At 73.9% G+C, this 15,900-nt stretch carries 15 protein-coding genes; 7 read left to right on the forward strand and 8 right to left on the reverse strand.

What is annotated here, in order from left to right:
• Window positions 1–150: 150 nt before the first annotated feature.
• Entirely contained in the window at window positions 151–624 is a 474-nt protein-coding gene (locus FGW31_RS30640; protein WP_142196795.1) for a MarR family winged helix-turn-helix transcriptional regulator, read from the reverse strand.
• Between the two features lie 109 nt (window positions 625–733).
• On the opposite strand from FGW31_RS30640, the gene FGW31_RS30645 reads away from it, so the two are divergent.
• Together FGW31_RS30645 and mltG are read left to right on the forward strand one after the other, a co-directional pair.
• Entirely contained in the window at window positions 734–2,536 is a 1,803-nt protein-coding gene (locus tag FGW31_RS30645; protein ID WP_142196796.1) for an ABC transporter ATP-binding protein, read from the forward strand.
• 43 nt (window positions 2,537–2,579) lie between these two features.
• Complete coding sequence (gene mltG / locus FGW31_RS30650) at window positions 2,580–3,425, forward strand: endolytic transglycosylase MltG (protein ID WP_142196797.1); 846 nt, start codon at window positions 2,580–2,582, stop codon at window positions 3,423–3,425.
• An 84-nt stretch (window positions 3,426–3,509) separates the two neighbouring features.
• Here the strand turns inward: mltG and FGW31_RS30655 are convergent, their stop codons facing one another.
• Window positions 3,510–4,625, reverse strand: coding sequence for an NAD(P)-binding domain-containing protein (locus tag FGW31_RS30655; protein WP_182674885.1), 1,116 nt, complete (start codon window positions 4,623–4,625; stop codon window positions 3,510–3,512).
• Window positions 4,626–4,783: 158 nt separating this feature from the next.
• Between FGW31_RS30655 and FGW31_RS30660 the strand changes: the two genes are divergently transcribed.
• Entirely contained in the window at window positions 4,784–5,206 is a 423-nt protein-coding gene (locus FGW31_RS30660; protein WP_142196799.1) for a YjbQ family protein, read from the forward strand.
• Between the two features lie 57 nt (window positions 5,207–5,263).
• Here the strand turns inward: FGW31_RS30660 and FGW31_RS30665 are convergent, their stop codons facing one another.
• Window positions 5,264–7,975, reverse strand: a complete 2,712-nt coding sequence (locus tag FGW31_RS30665) for a helix-turn-helix transcriptional regulator (protein ID WP_233452594.1) — start codon at window positions 7,973–7,975, stop codon at window positions 5,264–5,266.
• Between the two features lie 349 nt (window positions 7,976–8,324).
• On the opposite strand from FGW31_RS30665, the gene FGW31_RS30675 reads away from it, so the two are divergent.
• A complete protein-coding gene (locus FGW31_RS30675; protein WP_233452595.1) occupies window positions 8,325–8,813 on the forward strand; it encodes an ATP-binding protein in 489 nt (162 codons plus the stop codon).
• A gap of 111 nt (window positions 8,814–8,924) precedes the next feature.
• On the opposite strand, the gene FGW31_RS30680 is transcribed toward FGW31_RS30675, so the two are convergent.
• Window positions 8,925–9,761, reverse strand: coding sequence for a universal stress protein (locus FGW31_RS30680; RefSeq protein ID WP_182674882.1), 837 nt, complete (start codon window positions 9,759–9,761; stop codon window positions 8,925–8,927).
• Window positions 9,762–10,108: 347 nt separating this feature from the next.
• Here FGW31_RS30680 and FGW31_RS30685 point away from each other — a divergent pair, with 347 nt between their 5' ends.
• Window positions 10,109–10,579, forward strand: a complete 471-nt coding sequence (locus FGW31_RS30685) for a cation:proton antiporter regulatory subunit (protein ID WP_161174623.1) — start codon at window positions 10,109–10,111, stop codon at window positions 10,577–10,579.
• 4 nt (window positions 10,580–10,583) lie between these two features.
• Entirely contained in the window at window positions 10,584–11,831 is a 1,248-nt protein-coding gene (locus FGW31_RS30690; RefSeq protein WP_142196801.1) for a cation:proton antiporter, read from the forward strand.
• Window positions 11,832–11,929: 98 nt separating this feature from the next.
• On the opposite strand, the gene FGW31_RS30695 is transcribed toward FGW31_RS30690, so the two are convergent.
• From FGW31_RS30695 to FGW31_RS30705, 3 genes are all read right to left on the reverse strand, one after another.
• Window positions 11,930–13,027: a DNA polymerase III subunit beta family protein gene (locus FGW31_RS30695; RefSeq protein ID WP_233452596.1), complete on the reverse strand. Its 1,098-nt coding sequence runs from the start codon at window positions 13,025–13,027 to the stop codon at window positions 11,930–11,932.
• Between the two features lie 138 nt (window positions 13,028–13,165).
• Window positions 13,166–13,654: a hypothetical protein gene (locus FGW31_RS30700; protein ID WP_142196802.1), complete on the reverse strand. Its 489-nt coding sequence runs from the start codon at window positions 13,652–13,654 to the stop codon at window positions 13,166–13,168.
• Window positions 13,655–13,786: 132 nt separating this feature from the next.
• Window positions 13,787–14,179 carry a DUF5997 family protein gene (locus FGW31_RS30705; RefSeq protein ID WP_142196803.1) on the reverse strand — a complete coding sequence of 131 codons (393 nt, stop codon included), beginning with the start codon at window positions 14,177–14,179 and terminating at the stop codon, window positions 13,787–13,789.
• A 58-nt stretch (window positions 14,180–14,237) separates the two neighbouring features.
• Here FGW31_RS30705 and FGW31_RS30710 point away from each other — a divergent pair, with 58 nt between their 5' ends.
• Window positions 14,238–15,002, forward strand: coding sequence for a LysR family transcriptional regulator substrate-binding protein (locus FGW31_RS30710; RefSeq protein ID WP_142196804.1), 765 nt, complete (start codon window positions 14,238–14,240; stop codon window positions 15,000–15,002).
• Between the two features lie 13 nt (window positions 15,003–15,015).
• Here FGW31_RS30710 and FGW31_RS30715 read toward each other — a convergent pair whose 3' ends face one another.
• Entirely contained in the window at window positions 15,016–15,765 is a 750-nt protein-coding gene (locus FGW31_RS30715) for a DUF4142 domain-containing protein (protein ID WP_142196805.1), read from the reverse strand.
• Window positions 15,766–15,900 lie beyond the last annotated feature (135 nt).

A 15,900-nucleotide genomic window follows, 5' to 3' on the forward strand; every position in this document is an offset into this window, starting at 1 on the left:
GGTGCGGAAGGTGTGCGGGCATACCTGCGTCCGCCCGCGGACGGACGCAGCAAACCGTGACAGGTTGACGCCGCTACGTAGGGGGAGGCAACCGGTTTTCCGCACCACCGCACGGAACCGGAACCGGCGGGACGTGCCGCCGGTCCGTCGTCACCCGGGTCGGCCGGCCGGCCCGCCACACCCGCTGCTGACCGCCCCGTCGACCAGGGTGTCCAACAACTCGCCCAGCGCCTCGCGCTGTTGGCCGTCCAGCGGGGCCAGGATCTCCTCCGCGGCCGAACGGCGCGCGGCGCGCAGTTCGCGCAGTGCCGCGCGCCCGTCGTCGGTGAGCTCGATCCGGATCACCCGTCGATTGGCGGGATCCGGCACCCGCCGCACCTTGCCGTTCGCCTCCAGCCCGTCGACCAGCGTGGTCACGGCCCGGGGGACCACCTCGAGCCGCTGCGCCAGATCGGCCATCCGGGGCGGCGAGCCGTAGTGCGCCAGCGTGCGCAGCAGCCGTGACTGAGCGGGGGTGATGCCGAGTTCGCGCCGCTCCAGATGGCGCTTCTGGATGCGATGCACCCGGCGAGTGAGCCGGAGCAACTGCTCGGCCAGCAGGCCTTCGGGATCGGGAGCGGTCATACGGGAACAATATCAGGATGCCGTTCATTGTGAGCATAGGTAACAATGGGCTGAGCAGCTGTGCTCGCCCCGGGCAGCCGCCCGGCGCGCATCCGTCCCGAAGGAGACCATGCATCCCCCTCACGAACCCGACTGGACCCCGCCCGCCGGAGCGCCGGAGCAGCCCCGGCAGGTGCGGCGCATCCTGAAGCTCTTCCGCCCCTACCGCGGCCGCCTCGCGATCGTCGGACTGCTCGTCGGCGCGGCCTCGCTGGTCTCGGTCGCCACACCGTTCCTGCTGAAGGCGATCCTCGACGTCGCGATCCCCGAGGGCCGCACCGGCCTGCTCAGCCTGCTCGCGCTGGGCATGATCCTCAGTGCGGTCCTCACCAGTGTCTTCGGCGTGCTCCAGACGCTGATCTCGACGACCGTCGGCCAGCGCGTCATGCACGACCTGCGCACCGCCGTCTACGGCCGGCTCCAGCGCATGTCGCTCGCCTTCTTCACCCGCACCCGCACCGGCGAGGTGCAGTCCCGCATCGCCAACGACATCGGCGGCATGCAGGCCACCGTGACCTCCACGGCGACCTCCCTGGTCTCCAACCTCACCAGCGTGGTCGCCACGATCGTCGCGATGCTCGCGCTCGACTGGCGGCTGACGGTCGTCTCGCTGGTCCTGCTGCCGGTGTTCGTCTGGATCAGCCGCCGTGTCGGCGACGAACGCAAGAAGATCACCACCCGGCGCCAGAAGCAGATGGCCGCGATGGCCGCCACGGTCACCGAGTCGCTCTCGGTCAGCGGCATCCTGCTCGGCCGCACCATGGGCCGCTCGGACTCCCTGACGGCTGCCTTCGCGGACGAGTCCGAACGGCTGGTCGACCTGGAGGTGCGGTCGAACATGGCCGGCCGCTGGCGCATGGCGGTCATCACGATCGTCATGGCCGCCATGCCGGCCGTCATCTACTGGACGGCCGGCATCGCCCTGCAGACCGGCGGCCCGGAGGTCTCCATCGGGACGATCGTCGCCTTCGTCTCGCTCCAGCAGGGCCTGTTCCGCCCGGCCGTGAGCCTGCTGTCCACCGGCGTGCAGATCCAGACCTCGCTCGCGCTGTTCCAGCGCATTTTCGAGTACCTGGACCTCCCGATCGACATCACCGAGCGCGAGGACGCCGTGCACCTCGACCGGATCAAGGGCGAGGTCCGCTTCGAGAACGTCACCTTCCGCTACGACGGGAAGAGCGGCCCCGTACTCGACGGCATCGACATCACCGTTCCGCCGGGCGGCAGCCTCGCCGTCGTCGGACCCACCGGAGCCGGCAAGTCCACCCTGGGCCACCTCGTGCCGCGGCTCTACGACGTCACCGGCGGCCGGGTCACCCTCGACGGGGTCGACGTGCGCGACCTCGACTTCGACACGCTGGCCCGCGCGGTCGGCGTCGTCTCCCAGGAGACGTACCTCTTCCACGCCACGGTCGCCGACAACCTGCGCTTCGCCAAGCCCGACGCCACCGACGAGGAACTGCACGCGGCGGCGCGTGCGGCGCAGATCCACGACCACATCGCCGCCCTGCCCGACGGGTACGACACGGTGGTCGGCGAGCGCGGCCACCGCTTCTCCGGCGGGGAGAAGCAGCGACTGGCGATCGCCCGCACCATCCTGCGCGACCCGCCGGTCCTGGTGCTCGACGAGGCCACCAGCGCCCTGGACACCCGTACCGAGGCCGCCGTGCAGGAGGCCATCGACGCGCTGTCCGCCAACCGCACCACACTGACCATCGCCCATCGGCTGTCCACCATTCGGGGTGCCGACCAGATCGTGGTGCTGGACTCCGGCCGCGCGGTCGAACGGGGCACGCACGACGAGCTGTTGGAGCGCGGCGGGCGCTATGCGGCCCTGGTACTCAGGGACGCCCGACTGGAGCCGACAAAATGAAGATATGCCGGGTTTATGGCGATATACGGGTTACCGTGCCCGCATGCAGACGAACACTCCGTCACGGAGCACGATCCGACTGACGCGCCGGGGCCGCTTCGCCCTCGCGGCGCTGGGGGCCGCCGTGGCCGGCACCGCCGTGGCGGTGCCGCTGCTGATCATGAGCGACGACGGCGAGTCCCGCCCCACCACCCTGGTGGTCCCGGAGGGCTGGCGGGCGAGCCAGGTGTACGCCGCCGTGGACAAGGTCCTCGCCCTGCCCGCCGGCACCACCAAGAAGTCCCTGACCAAGGCGCAGCTCAAGCTGCCGAACGAGGCCGAGGGCAACCCGGAGGGCTATCTCTTCCCGGCGACCTATCCACTGGACGACACGTCGACTCCCGAGAAGCTGCTGTCCCGGATGGTCGACACCGCCAACCAGAAGTTCAACGGCGCGCCGATCGCCGCCGGAGCGCAGCGCAACGCGATGAACGTCTACCAGGCGGTCACCGTCGCGAGCATCGTGCAGGCGGAGGCGGCCGACAAGGCCGACATGGGCAAGGTGGCCCGGGTGATCTTCAACCGGCTGGAGCGCGGGATGCCGCTCCAGATGGACTCCACCCTGAACTACGCGCTCGGCCGCTCGACGCTGCGCACCACCGTCACCGACACCAGGGCCGACAGCCCCTACAACTCCTACGAGCGCATGGGACTGCCGCCCACGCCGATCGACAACCCGGGTGAGGACGCGGTACGCGCGGCGATCAACCCCACCCCTGGTGACTGGCTCTACTTCGTCACGGTCAAGCCGGGAGACACCCGCTTCACGGCCGACTACGCCGAACACCAGCGCAACGTCGCCGAGTTCAACGCCCAGCAGCAGAAGCCGGCGGAACAGCGGAACGGCTGAGCCGACGGCCCGCCACGACCCCGCGGCCGGCCCCGGCAGCCACGACCCCGCGGCCCGCCCCGGCCGTCACGCCGCCACCGGCCGTCACGCGGCCACCGGCTCCCGCTCCAGCAACCGCCGGATGTCCCGCACCGCCGCACGCCCCGCCCGGTTGGCGCCGATGGTGCTGGCCGAGGGGCCGTAGCCGACGAGGTGGACGCGCGGGTCGGCGACCGCCCGGGTGCCCTCGACCCGGATCCCGCCGCCGGGCTCCCGCAGCCGCAGCGGCGCGAGATGGTCGACGGCGGGCCGGAAACCGGTGGCCCACAGGATGACATCGGCCGCCACCTGCCGCCCGCCCTCAAGCTCCCGGCCGCGCTCGGGCAGGAGGGAGCCCCATGCCCACTCCACACCGTCCGGAGTGATCCGGTCGAACATGGGCTGCCGGTCGAGCACGCCGTCCGCGAGCCCTTGCCGGATCGCGTCGTTGAGCGGCAGTCCCGTCACCGAGACGACACTGCGCGGCGGCAGCCCCTGCCGCACCCGCTCCTCGACGAGCGCCACGGCCGCCCGCCCCGCCTCCTCGTCGAAGGGCCCCTCACGGAAGACCGGGGGCCGCCGGGTCACCCAGGTGGTGGCCGCCGCGTACGGAGCGATCTCCAGCAGGTGCTGGGTGCCCGAGGCGCCTCCGCCCACCACGATCACCCGCTGCCCGGCGAACGCCTCCGGCCCCGGGTATTGCGCGGTGTGGAGCTGCCGCCCGCGGAAGGTCTCCTGGCCCGGGTAGCGCGGCCAGAACGGCCGGTCCCAGGTGCCGGTGGCGTTGATCAGCGCCCGTGTCGCCCAGGTGCCGTCCGAGGTCTCCACCAGCAGCCGCCCGCCCGGCCCCTCCCGTACGGCCCGCACGTCCACCGGACGCCGCACCCGCAGGTCGAAGGCGCGCTCGTAGCGCGCGAAGTACTCGCCGATCACCTCGGAGGAGGCCCGCGCCGGATCGGCGTCCGTGAGCTCCATGCCGGGCAGCGCGTGCATCCCGTGCACCTTGCCGTACGTCAGCGAGGGCCAGCGGAACTGCCAGGCGCCGCCGGGGCCGGGGGAGTGGTCCAGCACCACAAAGTCGCGTTCCGGCTCGAAGCCGGTCCGCCGTAGATGATGGGCGCTGGACAGTCCGGCCTGCCCGGCGCCTATGACGACCACCTCGACCTCGCGCATGTCGTTCACGTTTCTACGAACACGGCGGAGGCCGTCGATCTTCCCGCCCGTGATCACACGCGCGCCCCACCCATGTCCCCATGTCCCCATGTCCCCACGGCCCCATGTGCCCGTGTTCCGCCCGGCGTTCCCGCGTCCGGCCCGGCCCATGGGCGAGGATGGAGCGCATGTCCGATTCCTTCACCACCCGAGTCCTCGACGTCACCACCGGCTCCGACGAGCGGGTCGTCGACATCACCGGCGACTGCGCGGCCTTCCTGCGCCAGGCGGCGGGCGGCCGCGACGGCCTGCTGAACGTGTTCGTGCCGCACGCCACCGCCGGTGTCGCCGTCATCGAGACCGGCGCGGGCAGCGACGACGACCTCCTGGCCGCGCTGCACACCCTGCTGCCCGCCGACGACCGCTGGCAGCACCGGCACGGCAGCCCCGGCCACGGCCGCGACCACGTCCTGCCCGCCTTCGTCCCGCCGCACGCCACCCTGCCGGTGGTGGGCGGACGACTGGAACTGGGCACCTGGCAGTCGGTGTGCCTGGTCGACACCAACAAGGACAACCCCCACCGCCAGGTGCGCCTCAGCTTTCTCGGCTGACGCGCGCCGGACGGCCCGGGCCCCGTGCGGCGGCCGGGGAGGGTAGCGGGCGCGTCATCACTGCGTCGCCGTGCCCAGCACCCGGCCCAGTTGCTGGCGGGAGTGCACGCCGGTCTTCTGCAGGGCCCGGGCGACGTGCTGTTCCACCGTGCGCGGCGACAGGTGCAGCGTCGCGGCGATCTCGCGGTTGGACATGCCCGCCGCGGCGAGCTCCGCCACCTCCTCCTCGCGCGGGGAGAGCACGTCGCCGTAGCGGGGGCGGCCCGGCGGGCGGCGTTCCGTCGAGGGCCGGTGGTGGCGCAGGTCGGCGCGGGTGCGTGCGGCGTCCCAGGTCGCGCCGAGCGTGTCGAAGGCCGTGGCGCAGTCGGCGAGCGCGGCGAGTGCGGGCCCGCTGTCCGCGTCGGCAGCGAGGGTGCAGCGGGCGGCGCCCGCGGAGGTGAGGGCCGCGTGGTAGGGCCGGGGAAGCGCACGGTAGGCGGCGGCGCTCCGCTCGTAGTGCGCGGCGGCCCGGTCGGTCTCGCCCGTGTGCTCGGCGAGGACGGCCCGGGTCCATTCGAGGGCGGCGTCGGCCGACGGCGCGTCGCGTCCGTCCAGGCCGACGGCGAACTCCTCCGTCATCGCGCCCGCCGTGGACGGGTCACCGGCCCGCAGTGTCGCCTCCACCGCCCACGGCGCGAGCTCGGCGGCCCAGGCCCAGATCCCCTTCGCACGCAGCCGCTGCCACGCGGCGGCTGCCTCGGTGGCCGCGCCGGCGACGTCGTCGTGGGCGAGGGCCAGCCGCACCAGGGCACCCGAGGCGGTCGCCGAGATCGGCACCGGGCCGGTGTCCAGGCCGGCCGCGTCGGGCCCGGTGAGGTGGTCGAGGGTGTCGGCCCACTCGCCGCGGGCCAGGGCGAGCAGTCCGAGCACCATCCGGGCGTCGGAGGCGAGGTAGGGCATGTCGCCGGACTCGTCGACGAAGGCCCGGCACCGTTCGGCGAGGCCGGACCAGCGGCCGGTCGCCCAGTCGACGACGAGCGCGCAGCCGCGGCCGGTCTGCTCGGCGTACGCGGCGCCGCTGCGCGCGGCCAGTTCGACGCCTTCGGCGAGCAGGGCGCGCGAGCTGTCGTAGTGACCGAGCCACACCGCCGCGTCCGCCGCGTTGCACAGGCCCCGGGAGGTCTGCTGGCGGCAGCCGATCAGGTCGCTGTCGCGGGGCAGCCGCTCGATGAGCGGCCAGGCCGCCGGGTCGCCGCCGTTGAGCAGGACGCTCACCCGGTTCGCCGCCACCGCCGCCTGCACCACCGGGTCGCCCGACTCCTCGGCCACCGTCACGGCCCGTTCGATCCAGGCGACGTTCTCGGCGAACGACGCGTCCGGCCCGTACGGCATCGCCAGCGCGGACATCGCCCGGGCCAGCGGAACGGGCCGGCCGGTCAACTCGTCGACCGCGCGCGCGAGTTCGTCCCGCCCCTCCATCACGTCGCCCATCTGATTGCACAGCAGCAGCCCGAGGTCGAGCCGGATCTCCCCGCGCACCGCCGGGGGCAGACCCGGGTCGGCGACGATGTGCCGGAGCACCTTCAGCGTCTCGTCGGAGCGCAGGCCCATCACGGCAGAGCGGGCCAGCAGCCGGGCCAGCCGGGAGCGGGCCTGCTCCGGGACGGGCCCGGTGGCCAGCGCCGACTCCAGCAGGCCGACCGCACGCTGCTGCTCACCGGAGTCCTCGAACTGCCGGGCCGCCCGCTCGACGGCGTGCAGCCAGCCCCGTTCGTCGCCGCAGGCGCGGCGGTGGCCGGCCACGCGTTCCCACGGCACCGGCTGGCGTCGCACGAGCAGCCGCGCGGCCCGCCGGTGCAGCACCTCGCGGTCCGGGCCCGTCGCCGTACGACGGCCGGCGGCCGCGGCGAGCGGTGAGCCGAAGCCGTACCGGCCGTCGCCGCGTTCCTCGAGCGCGGCGGCCCGCAGCGCGGCGGACAGTGCGTCGGTGCTGCGTGGCCCGGAGAGGCCGGCCACGGCGGCGAGGTCCCGGGACGTGGCGGGCTCGTCGAGGACGGCCGCGGCGAAGACGATCGGCCGGTGCTCCTCGGGCACGGCGGCCGTGCGCCGCCGGAGCAGCATCTCCAGCCGGGGCGGCGGTCCGATCCGGTCGAGGGCCGCGGCGAGCGGCTGACCCGCGGCCGCGGGGCCCGGGGGCAGCAGGTCCGGCAGGTCCGGCCGGTCCAGCAGGTCCGCGACGGTCTGCGCGACACCACCGCTGACCCGGTGCAGGACGGCGGCCAGTCCCGGCGGGCAGCGGTCCGCGCCCAGCGCCGCGACAGCCATCCGGTGCACCTCGGCGACGTCCAGCGGCCCCACGACGTGCCGCACCACGGTGAGTGCGGCCGGGAGGTCGGTGTCGGGCCCGAGGACCAGGCCCGGAACCGCCAGTTCCTCGGGCCGGTAGCTCAGGACGCACGCGAGGCGGGCGGGCGGGGCGGCGAGCAGGGCGCGCAGCCGGGCGAGGTCGTCGGCCGGCGCCCGGTGCACGTCCTCGGCGACGAGGAGTTCCGGCCCGGCGGCCGCCGGCGGATCGCCCGGGACCGTACGACGGGCGGAGCCGGTCGGCGCGGCGGTGAGGCGGGCCACCAGACGGCTCTTGCCGGTGCCGGCCGCGCCCTCGATCAGCAGTAGTACGGGCCGTCCCGGTCCCTTCGGGTCGAGTGCCGCGGCGAGTCGTCGGCGCAGCGCAACCTCGGCTTCGTCCGCCGTCCCGCCTCCGTCCGGCATGGTGTCGTCATCCCGTTCCACGCGCGTCTCCGGTTGTTTGCGTATCCGTACTCAGTCTGCCCTGATTGCCGGGCCCTGCGGAGAGGAGGCAGCGTAGAGCCCGTAAGGCCCGGCGATCCCGGTGGATCGGCGGGCTCCGCCACCCCGGGGCGATCCGAACGACAGGCCCCCTAGGGTCTGTCGTTTGGATCAGCGCGGCTGTGAGGTGCGGTGCCCTTTCGACGGGCCCGAGCGGGGTCCGGTGCGTGCAGCTGCAAGGCGGAGGAGGGCGACAACGCGGAGCGTTGGCAACCGACGACAACGCCGCAGATGCGCGTGCCGGACCCCGCGACCCCGGGATGATCCAAACGACAGGCCCTAGGAGTCCGGCGTGAGCAACGTGACTGATCCGAGTGCGGCGGGGGCGTGCCTCGGGACGGCCGGGCCGGCGGGGTCCGCGCGGCCCCACGCGCAGGTGTCACCGCGGAACCGGGGCTTCCTGGTCGTGGTGGCCCTCCCGGCCACCCCGCGGGCGGTGCCGCGGCTGCGGCGGCTGGCACGCGAGGTGGCCCGCGGCCACCGGCTGTCGGAGGCGGCGGAGGAAGCGCTCACCGTGATCGTCAGCGAACTGGGGACGAACGTCGTCCTGCACAGCGGCAGCACCGAGATGCAGGTGATGTTCGAGATCGACGCCACCTGTCTGACCGTGGGGGTGCGCGACTGCGGCCACTGGCGGCAGCGTCCCGCGCCGCGCTGCGAGTCGGCCGACATGGACGCCGCGTTCGGCCGCGGCCTCGCCCTGGTCGACGCCTACTCGGTGGAGACCACGGTGCTGCGGTCCGCCGAGGGCACGCTGGTGCGGTCCGTGATCGCCCTGTGAGTCACCCGCGGGCCCGTGGGGCCGTGCCGCCGTACCCGGACGGCTCCCGGCCCGGCTCCGTCCGACGAGCCTCCGCCGCGCTCCCCGCGGCGGGCACCGGAACACCACCGCTCATCCTTCGGCGCGCACCACGGTGACCGGGCAGTCGGCGTGGTACAGCAGCGCCTGGCTGACCGATCCGAGCAGCATGCCCGTGAAGCCGCCGTGACCCCGCGCCCCGGCCACCACCAGTTGGGCCTCGCGGCTGGCGTCGAGCAGCGCGTGACGGACCCGGGCCCGCTCCAGCCGGAGTTCGACGGCCACCTCGGGCCGGGCGGCCCGCCAGGGAGCCACCGCCTCCTCCAGCAGCCTGCGGTGCCGCTGACGCAGCCGGTCGAGGTCGACGACCACGTTCAACGGATCGGCCGGGCCCTCGTACGGTGTCGGCTCGCTCCAGGTGTTCCACACGTGCATCGCGACCAGGGGCACCCCGCGCAGTGTGGCCTCCGCGAAGGCGAAGGCGGCCGCCGCGTCCCCGGCCGGCGAGCCGTCCACGGCGAGCAGCAACGGCCCCCGCGGTTCCGGCCGGCCGCGCACCACCATCAGCGGACCGTGCCCGTGCGCGGCCAGCTGCACCACCGTCGAGCCCAGCAGCAGGTCCCCGAACCCGCTGCGGCCCCGCCCGCCGACCACCGTGAGCACCGCGTGCCGCGACTCGCTCTGCAGCACCGTCAGCGTCTCGCCGGACGCCACGGTCCGCTGGATCTCCAGGCCCGGCTCCAGCTCGTGGGCGCGCCGCTCGGCCGCGGCCAGTACGCCGTGGATCATCGGGTCCAGGTCGGCGGGCCGGCTGAAGGCGTGCACGATCCGCAGCGTCGCGCCGCGCAGCCGGGCCTCCCGGGCCGCGACGTCGACCGCGGCGAGGCTGGACGGCGAACCGTCCACTCCGACGATCACCGTGTCGTCCACTGCACCCTCCCGTCCCCGGCGGCGCACGACCGCCTCCGGCAACGCGCGACCACCCGGCGGCCCGTCCGAGTACCCGTGAAGAGCGACCCCTACCCGCCCCCGCCCGATCGTGCCACTCACCCCCCGGACGGGCTCCGACCTGCGGCTGTACGGTCTCCCCGGTCATCCTCGGCGCCCCGCGCGGCCCCTGTCCATCCGTGACAGCACCCATGTTCCGGCCGAATGGCGGGATGGCACCATGGGCGCTGTGGGTGTGGATCACCGGGCGACCACTTCGGCCGTCGGCGAGCACGCACCGGACGACATCGGAACAACCTGGAAGGGGACAGGCTGTGCCTGCTCCACGGATGAGCGCGACGCCGCTGCCGGGCATCGGCGTGAAATACGACCTCACCACGCGTGAGCACGAGCACCTGTCCGTGATCGCACACCGGGACGGAGCCCGCACGGTCAACGTGTACCGCTCCGACGACCCGGACGCCTGCGCCCATTCGCTGCGCCTGACGGTCGCCGAGTCGGCCGCGCTGATCGACGCGCTGATGCCCGCCCACCACAGCCCCAACCTGCTGCACACCACCGACCTGGGCCTGGTCGCCGAGCGCATCGAGCTGTCCACGGTCTCCCACTGGAACGGCCGCCTGCTCGGCGAGACCCGGATGCGCACCGAGACCGGCGCGTCGATCGTGGCCGTGCTGCGGCGCGCGGAGGCCATCCCGTCCCCGGCGCCGGACTTCCGGCTCGCCGGCGGCGACACTCTGATCGTGATCGGCACCCGTGAGGGCATCGAGGCCGCCGCCCAGATACTCGGGCGGGAGTGAGCGCGTGCACTCCTCCGCGACCTTCCTGATCGAGTTCGGCGCGATCATCCTGGGCCTCGGCCTGCTGGGACGCCTCGCCGGGCGCCTCCAGTTCTCCCCGATCCCCCTCTACCTGCTGGCCGGTCTGGCCTTCGGCGAGGGCGGTCTGCTGCCGCTCGGCGCGAGCGAGGAGTTCGTGGCGATCGGCGCCGAGATCGGCGTCATCCTGCTGCTGCTCATGCTCGGCCTGGAGTACACCGCCAGCGACCTCGTCTCCAACCTCAAGACCCAGTACCCGGCCGGCCTCGTCGACATGGCGCTCAACGCCCTGCCCGGCGCCGCCCTGGCCCTGCTGCTGGGCTGGGGCCCGGTCGCCGCCGTGGTGCTGGCAGGCGTCACCTGGATCTCCTCCTCCGGAGTCATCGCCAAGGTCCTCGGCGACCTGGGACGGCTCGGCAACCGCGAGACGCCGGTCATCCTCAGCATCCTCGTGCTCGAGGACCTGGCGATGGCGGTCTACCTGCCGATCATCACCGCCCTGCTGGCCGGGGTCAGCCTCGCCGCGGGCAGTGTCACCCTGGCCATCGCGCTGGGCGTCGCCGGGCTGGTGCTGTTCGTCGCCGTCCGCTTCGGACGGGTGATCTCCCGCTTCGTCTCCAGTGACGACCCGGAGAAGCTGCTGCTGGTCGTGCTCGGCCTGACCCTGCTGGTCGCCGGGCTGGCCCAGCAGTTGCAGGTGTCGGCGGCCGTCGGCGCGTTCCTCGTCGGCATCGCCCTGTCCGGGGAGGTCGCCGAGGGCGCGCACAATCTGCTGGCGCCGCTGCGGGACCTGTTCGCCGCCGTGTTCTTCGTCTTCTTCGGCCTGCACACCGACCCCGAGTCGATCCCGCCGGTGATCCTGCCCGCCCTCGCGCTGGCCGTCGTCACCGCGCTGACGAAGATCGCCACCGGCTACTGGGCCGCCCACCGCGCCGGTATCTCCCCCAAGGGCCGCTGGCGCGCGGGCGGCACCCTGGTCGCCCGCGGCGAGTTCTCCATCGTCATCGCCGGGCTCGCGGTCACCGCCGGCATCGAACCGGAGCTCGGCCCGCTGGCCACGGCGTACGTCCTGGTCCTGGTCGTCCTCGGACCGCTCACGGCCCGCTACACCGAGCCCGTCGCCCTGTGGCTGACCCGCCGCCGCACCGCGACCGCGGACGTCGCGCCCGTCCACGACACGGCGCCGACGGCGAAGACGCTGGAGCCGGTGGACGACAGCGGTTCCGAACGCTGAACCGGCCCGGGCAGCCGCACCGACGGCTGCCCGGGCGCAGCGCCGCCACCCGGCCCCGTACCGGCGGTGGCCGTGGGGGCCGACGGCTGCGGACCGGGCTAACCGTCCAGCCGCACCGGCATGAGAAGAGAGAACGTGTGCTCGTCGTCCGGGCGGCGGACCGCCAGGGGCGCCGTGGGTGCGCCGAGCTCCAGCACCAGCCGCTCCCGGGCCCCGGCCGCGAGCGCGTCCAGCAGGTACGCCCGGTTCACGACGACCGGGTCCCGGACCTCGGCCCCCTCGCCGGCCACGGTGACCGAGCCGTCCTCCGACACCTCCAGCACGCTGAGGTCGCACGGCGCGCCGTCCTGCTCGCGTACCTCGCCCGCACGGACGGGTCCCGTGAGCACCGCCTCCCGGAACGCCGGCACGTCCACCTCGGCGCGCCGTCCCGCCGGGAGCCGGACGAGACGCCGGTAGTCCGGGAAGTCGTGGCCGAGGCACCGCCCCGCCGCCTGCCGGTCCCCGGCCTCCAGGGTGACGCGGTCACCGTCCACGACCAGCCGGGCCTGCTCCTCGCCGTCGAGCAGCGCCCCCATCGCGTCGGCGAGGGCCGTCGGCACGGTGACCTGGAGGCGCGGCCCGTCGTGCCCGTCGGCGTCGGCACGCGCGACCGCCATCCGGTACCGGTCGGTGGCCACCAGGCGCAGCGCGCCGTCCTCCACGTCGAACAGGATCCCGCCGAGCATCGGCAGCTGCGGGTCGGCGCCGGCCGCGAAGCGGACCGCGTCCAGCGCGGCGGCCAGCGCGGGGGCGGACACGGTCAGCCGGACGGGCACGGTGGTACGGGGTGGCGTCATGGGGTTCTCCCTGTGGTCGAGCAGGTCTCGAAGCGCGGAGAACTCGGTGCGGGCGGCCGACAGGCCCTGCTCCAGTCGGCGCAGATGCGCCTCAAGGAGCTGCCGTACCAGATCGGTGTCGGGTCCCGACCAGCCGGCCAGGACCAGCCGGACGTCCGCCAGCGGCATCCCTGCCCGGCGCAGCCGGGCCAGCAGCCGGGCCTCGTCGAGCTGCCCGGGGCCGTACCAGCGGTAGCCGCTGACCGGGTCCACCCGGTCGGGGACCAGGACTCCGGCACGGTCGTAGAACCGCAGGGCGCTCACGCTCAGCCCGCTGTCCCGGGCCGTCTCACCGATGCTGCGCATCTCGTTCTCCACGTCCCCGACCCTGGTCCCTCGACAAGGTCGAGGGTCAAACAGCGCGGGCCGACCAGCGGCCCCGGGCGGTGACGGCGGTGCGGTGGGAGGCCGCGCCGGGCAGCGGGACGGTGGCCGCGGTGCGCCGCCGGAGCGGGCTCACCAGCCGTCCGGTCCGGCCGGTTCCGCGCTGACCGGGGCCAGTACGGCGAGCGTCCCGGTGGCCTTGCGCAGGGCCAGTTCGAGCGGCCCCGGGGCGTGCAGGGTGCCGGTGCCGTCCGGCGGGACCAGCCACTCCAGGCGGCCGGCGGGCCGGTACGGCGGCGGCACCGCGACCCAGGAGCCCCGGCCGACGTGCCGCACCCCGCACCCGACCCACTCGCTGGCCGGGTCGGGCGGCAGGAAGAACCCCACTCTGCGGGCCGTGACATCCACCAGGGTGGGTCCGGGCGCCTTCAGCGGGTCGTGCCACAGGACGTCCAGGGCGAGCAGTCCGAGGCGGTCGGGAACGCTGAGCACGTCCCAGTACCGGCCGGCCGCGAGCAGTGCCGTTCCCCGGCCGTGGTCCCATTCGCGCTTGCACTGCTGCGGGTCCGTGGCCGCCGCGGCCAGCCACTCGACGGCCTGCTTCCACATGGAGCTGTGCATGTCCCATCCCCGGGCACGTCGGCCGCGCCGCCGCGGGAGCGGCGCGTGCTGTACGGACATGCTGGTGGATATTTCTATCCGCCGGAAGGGTGGCGCGGGCTGGCGATCGCGGTGCTCGGGCTCCGCGCCGGGTCAGTCGCCCTGCTGCGCGCGCTCCGCGTCGCGCTCCTTGAGGCGGGCCGCCTCCTTGCGCACCTCGGCCTGGGTGGCGCGCTCCCGCTCCAGCCATTCGGGCCGCTCCTGCTTCAGCGCCTCGATCTGCTCGGTGGTGAGCGGCTCGGTGACCCCGCCGCGCGCCAGGCCGGCGATGGAGACGCCCAGCTTCGCCGCGACCACCGGCCGCGGGTGCGGGCCGTCGCGCCGCAGGTCCCGCAGCCACTGCGGGGGATCCGCCTGGAGCGCGTTCAGCTCGGCCCGTGAGACGACACCCTCCCGGAACTCGGCGGGGGTGGCCTCGAGGTACACACCCAGCTTCTTCGCCGCGGTCGCGGGCTTCATCGTCTGGGTGCTCTGGTGCGACGTCATGGCGTCCAGGGTATCGAGCGTGTGCGCGACCGCCGACCACGGCCGGTAATCTGGCCCGGTGACAGGCTCGGCAGTCCCTTCCCCGTTCCGGCTGGTGTACGTCCCCGGCGTGATGCCCGACAAGTGGGTGCGCATCTGGAAGGAGCGGCTGCCCGACGTCCCGCTGGCCCTCACCCAGGTGCCCGCCGGGACCGCGCAGGACCTGCTGCTGGGCGGTGAGGCCGACGCGGGACTGGTCCGGCTGCCCGTGGACCGTACGGTCCTCAGCGCCATCCCGCTCTACACCGAGCAGACCGTCGTCGTGGTGCCCCGCGACCATCTCGTCACGGCGGCCGACACGGTCACCCCGGACGATCTGTCCGACGACATCGTGCTGCACCCCCTCGACGACGTGCTGGCCTGGGAGACCCTGCCCGGGCGGCCCGCCCTGGAGCGCCCCGCCACCACCGCCGACGCGGTCGAGCTGGTCGCGGCCGGGATCGGTGTGCTGGTGGTGCCGCTGTCCCTGGCGCGGCTGCACCACCGCAAGGACCTCACCCACCGCCCGCTGGAGGAGGCCCCCGAGTCGAGCGTCGCCCTCGCCTGGCCCGAGGCGGCGACGACGGACCGGGTCGAGGACTTCATCGGCATCGTCCGCGGCCGCACCGTCAACAGCACCCGCGGACGCAAGCAGCCCCCGGCGCAGGACAGGCGCGAGCGGGACGGGCGGGCGGACCGGTCCGGCGGTGCCCGCAAGCAGCAGCCGGCCGGCCGCGGCCGCCGGGGATCGTCCGGCGGCGCCTCAGGCAGCCGGGGGAAGGGCAAGCCCCGCCGCAGGTCGTGACCGTGCGGCCTACCTAGCCGACGGTCGGTGACGGTGCCGGCGCCGGAGAGGCCGTGTTCAGGTCCTCCAGGCTCTTGGGGATCTTCAGTACCAGGACCGGCGCGCCCGCCTGCGGCGCCGGTGGGGTCACCTGCTCCAGGGGCATCTTGGGCGGGCTGGTCTGCTGGAAGTTGACCTGCTCGTGATTGACCAGCCCGGTCTTCTCCAGCACCGTGATGTGGTCGAGCACCGTGTCGTTGGCCTGGTCGGCGAGCTGCCGCACCAGGGTGTTCCTGGTGTTGGCCCGGATCTTGGCGATGGCCGGGAAGATCTGGCCGTGGGTCACCCGCATGATGTTCACCGCCGTGGAGTCGAACTCCTTTCCGGTGGAGGACTGGACGGTCGCCACGAAGCCCTGCTGCTGGGGCGAGGCCTGGTTCGGCAGCGTGATGCCGAGTTCGATGGCGATCCTGCGGCAGGTGTCGTCGAGCCGGCCGTGACCGACGACCAGGTGCTCGCCCGCCTCCTTCATCTCGGGCGTCGTGCCCCGCTCCATCGCCAGCAGCCCCAGCGGGTGCTCCCACAGCCCCGCCGCGCGCACCTTCACCACGAAGTCACGGTCGGCCTCGGTGAGCGGACCGTAGTTGGTGTTGGCGATCACCCGGTCCTGCTTGGTCGATGTGTTCTGTACGCCCAGCATGGTGGGATAGGCGAGCGCGGTGAGGGTGAGGATCATGGCTCCGCCCACGAACGCGGTTCCTGCCGTGCTGCGCGAGATGCGCATCGTGCCTCCTGGGATGTGAACGGCCCAACAGCAGGAAGTACGGACGGCGGGGGCGGGGCAATCAGCGTTCCGGAAAGAATTTTCGACCCGCCTCGGAAGAGCGACCTGTCTGGGAAGAGCGGCCCGCCTCGGAAG

Source organism: Streptomyces calvus, from assembly GCF_006782915.1.
GTDB classification, from domain to species: domain Bacteria; phylum Actinomycetota; class Actinomycetes; order Streptomycetales; family Streptomycetaceae; genus Streptomyces; species Streptomyces calvus.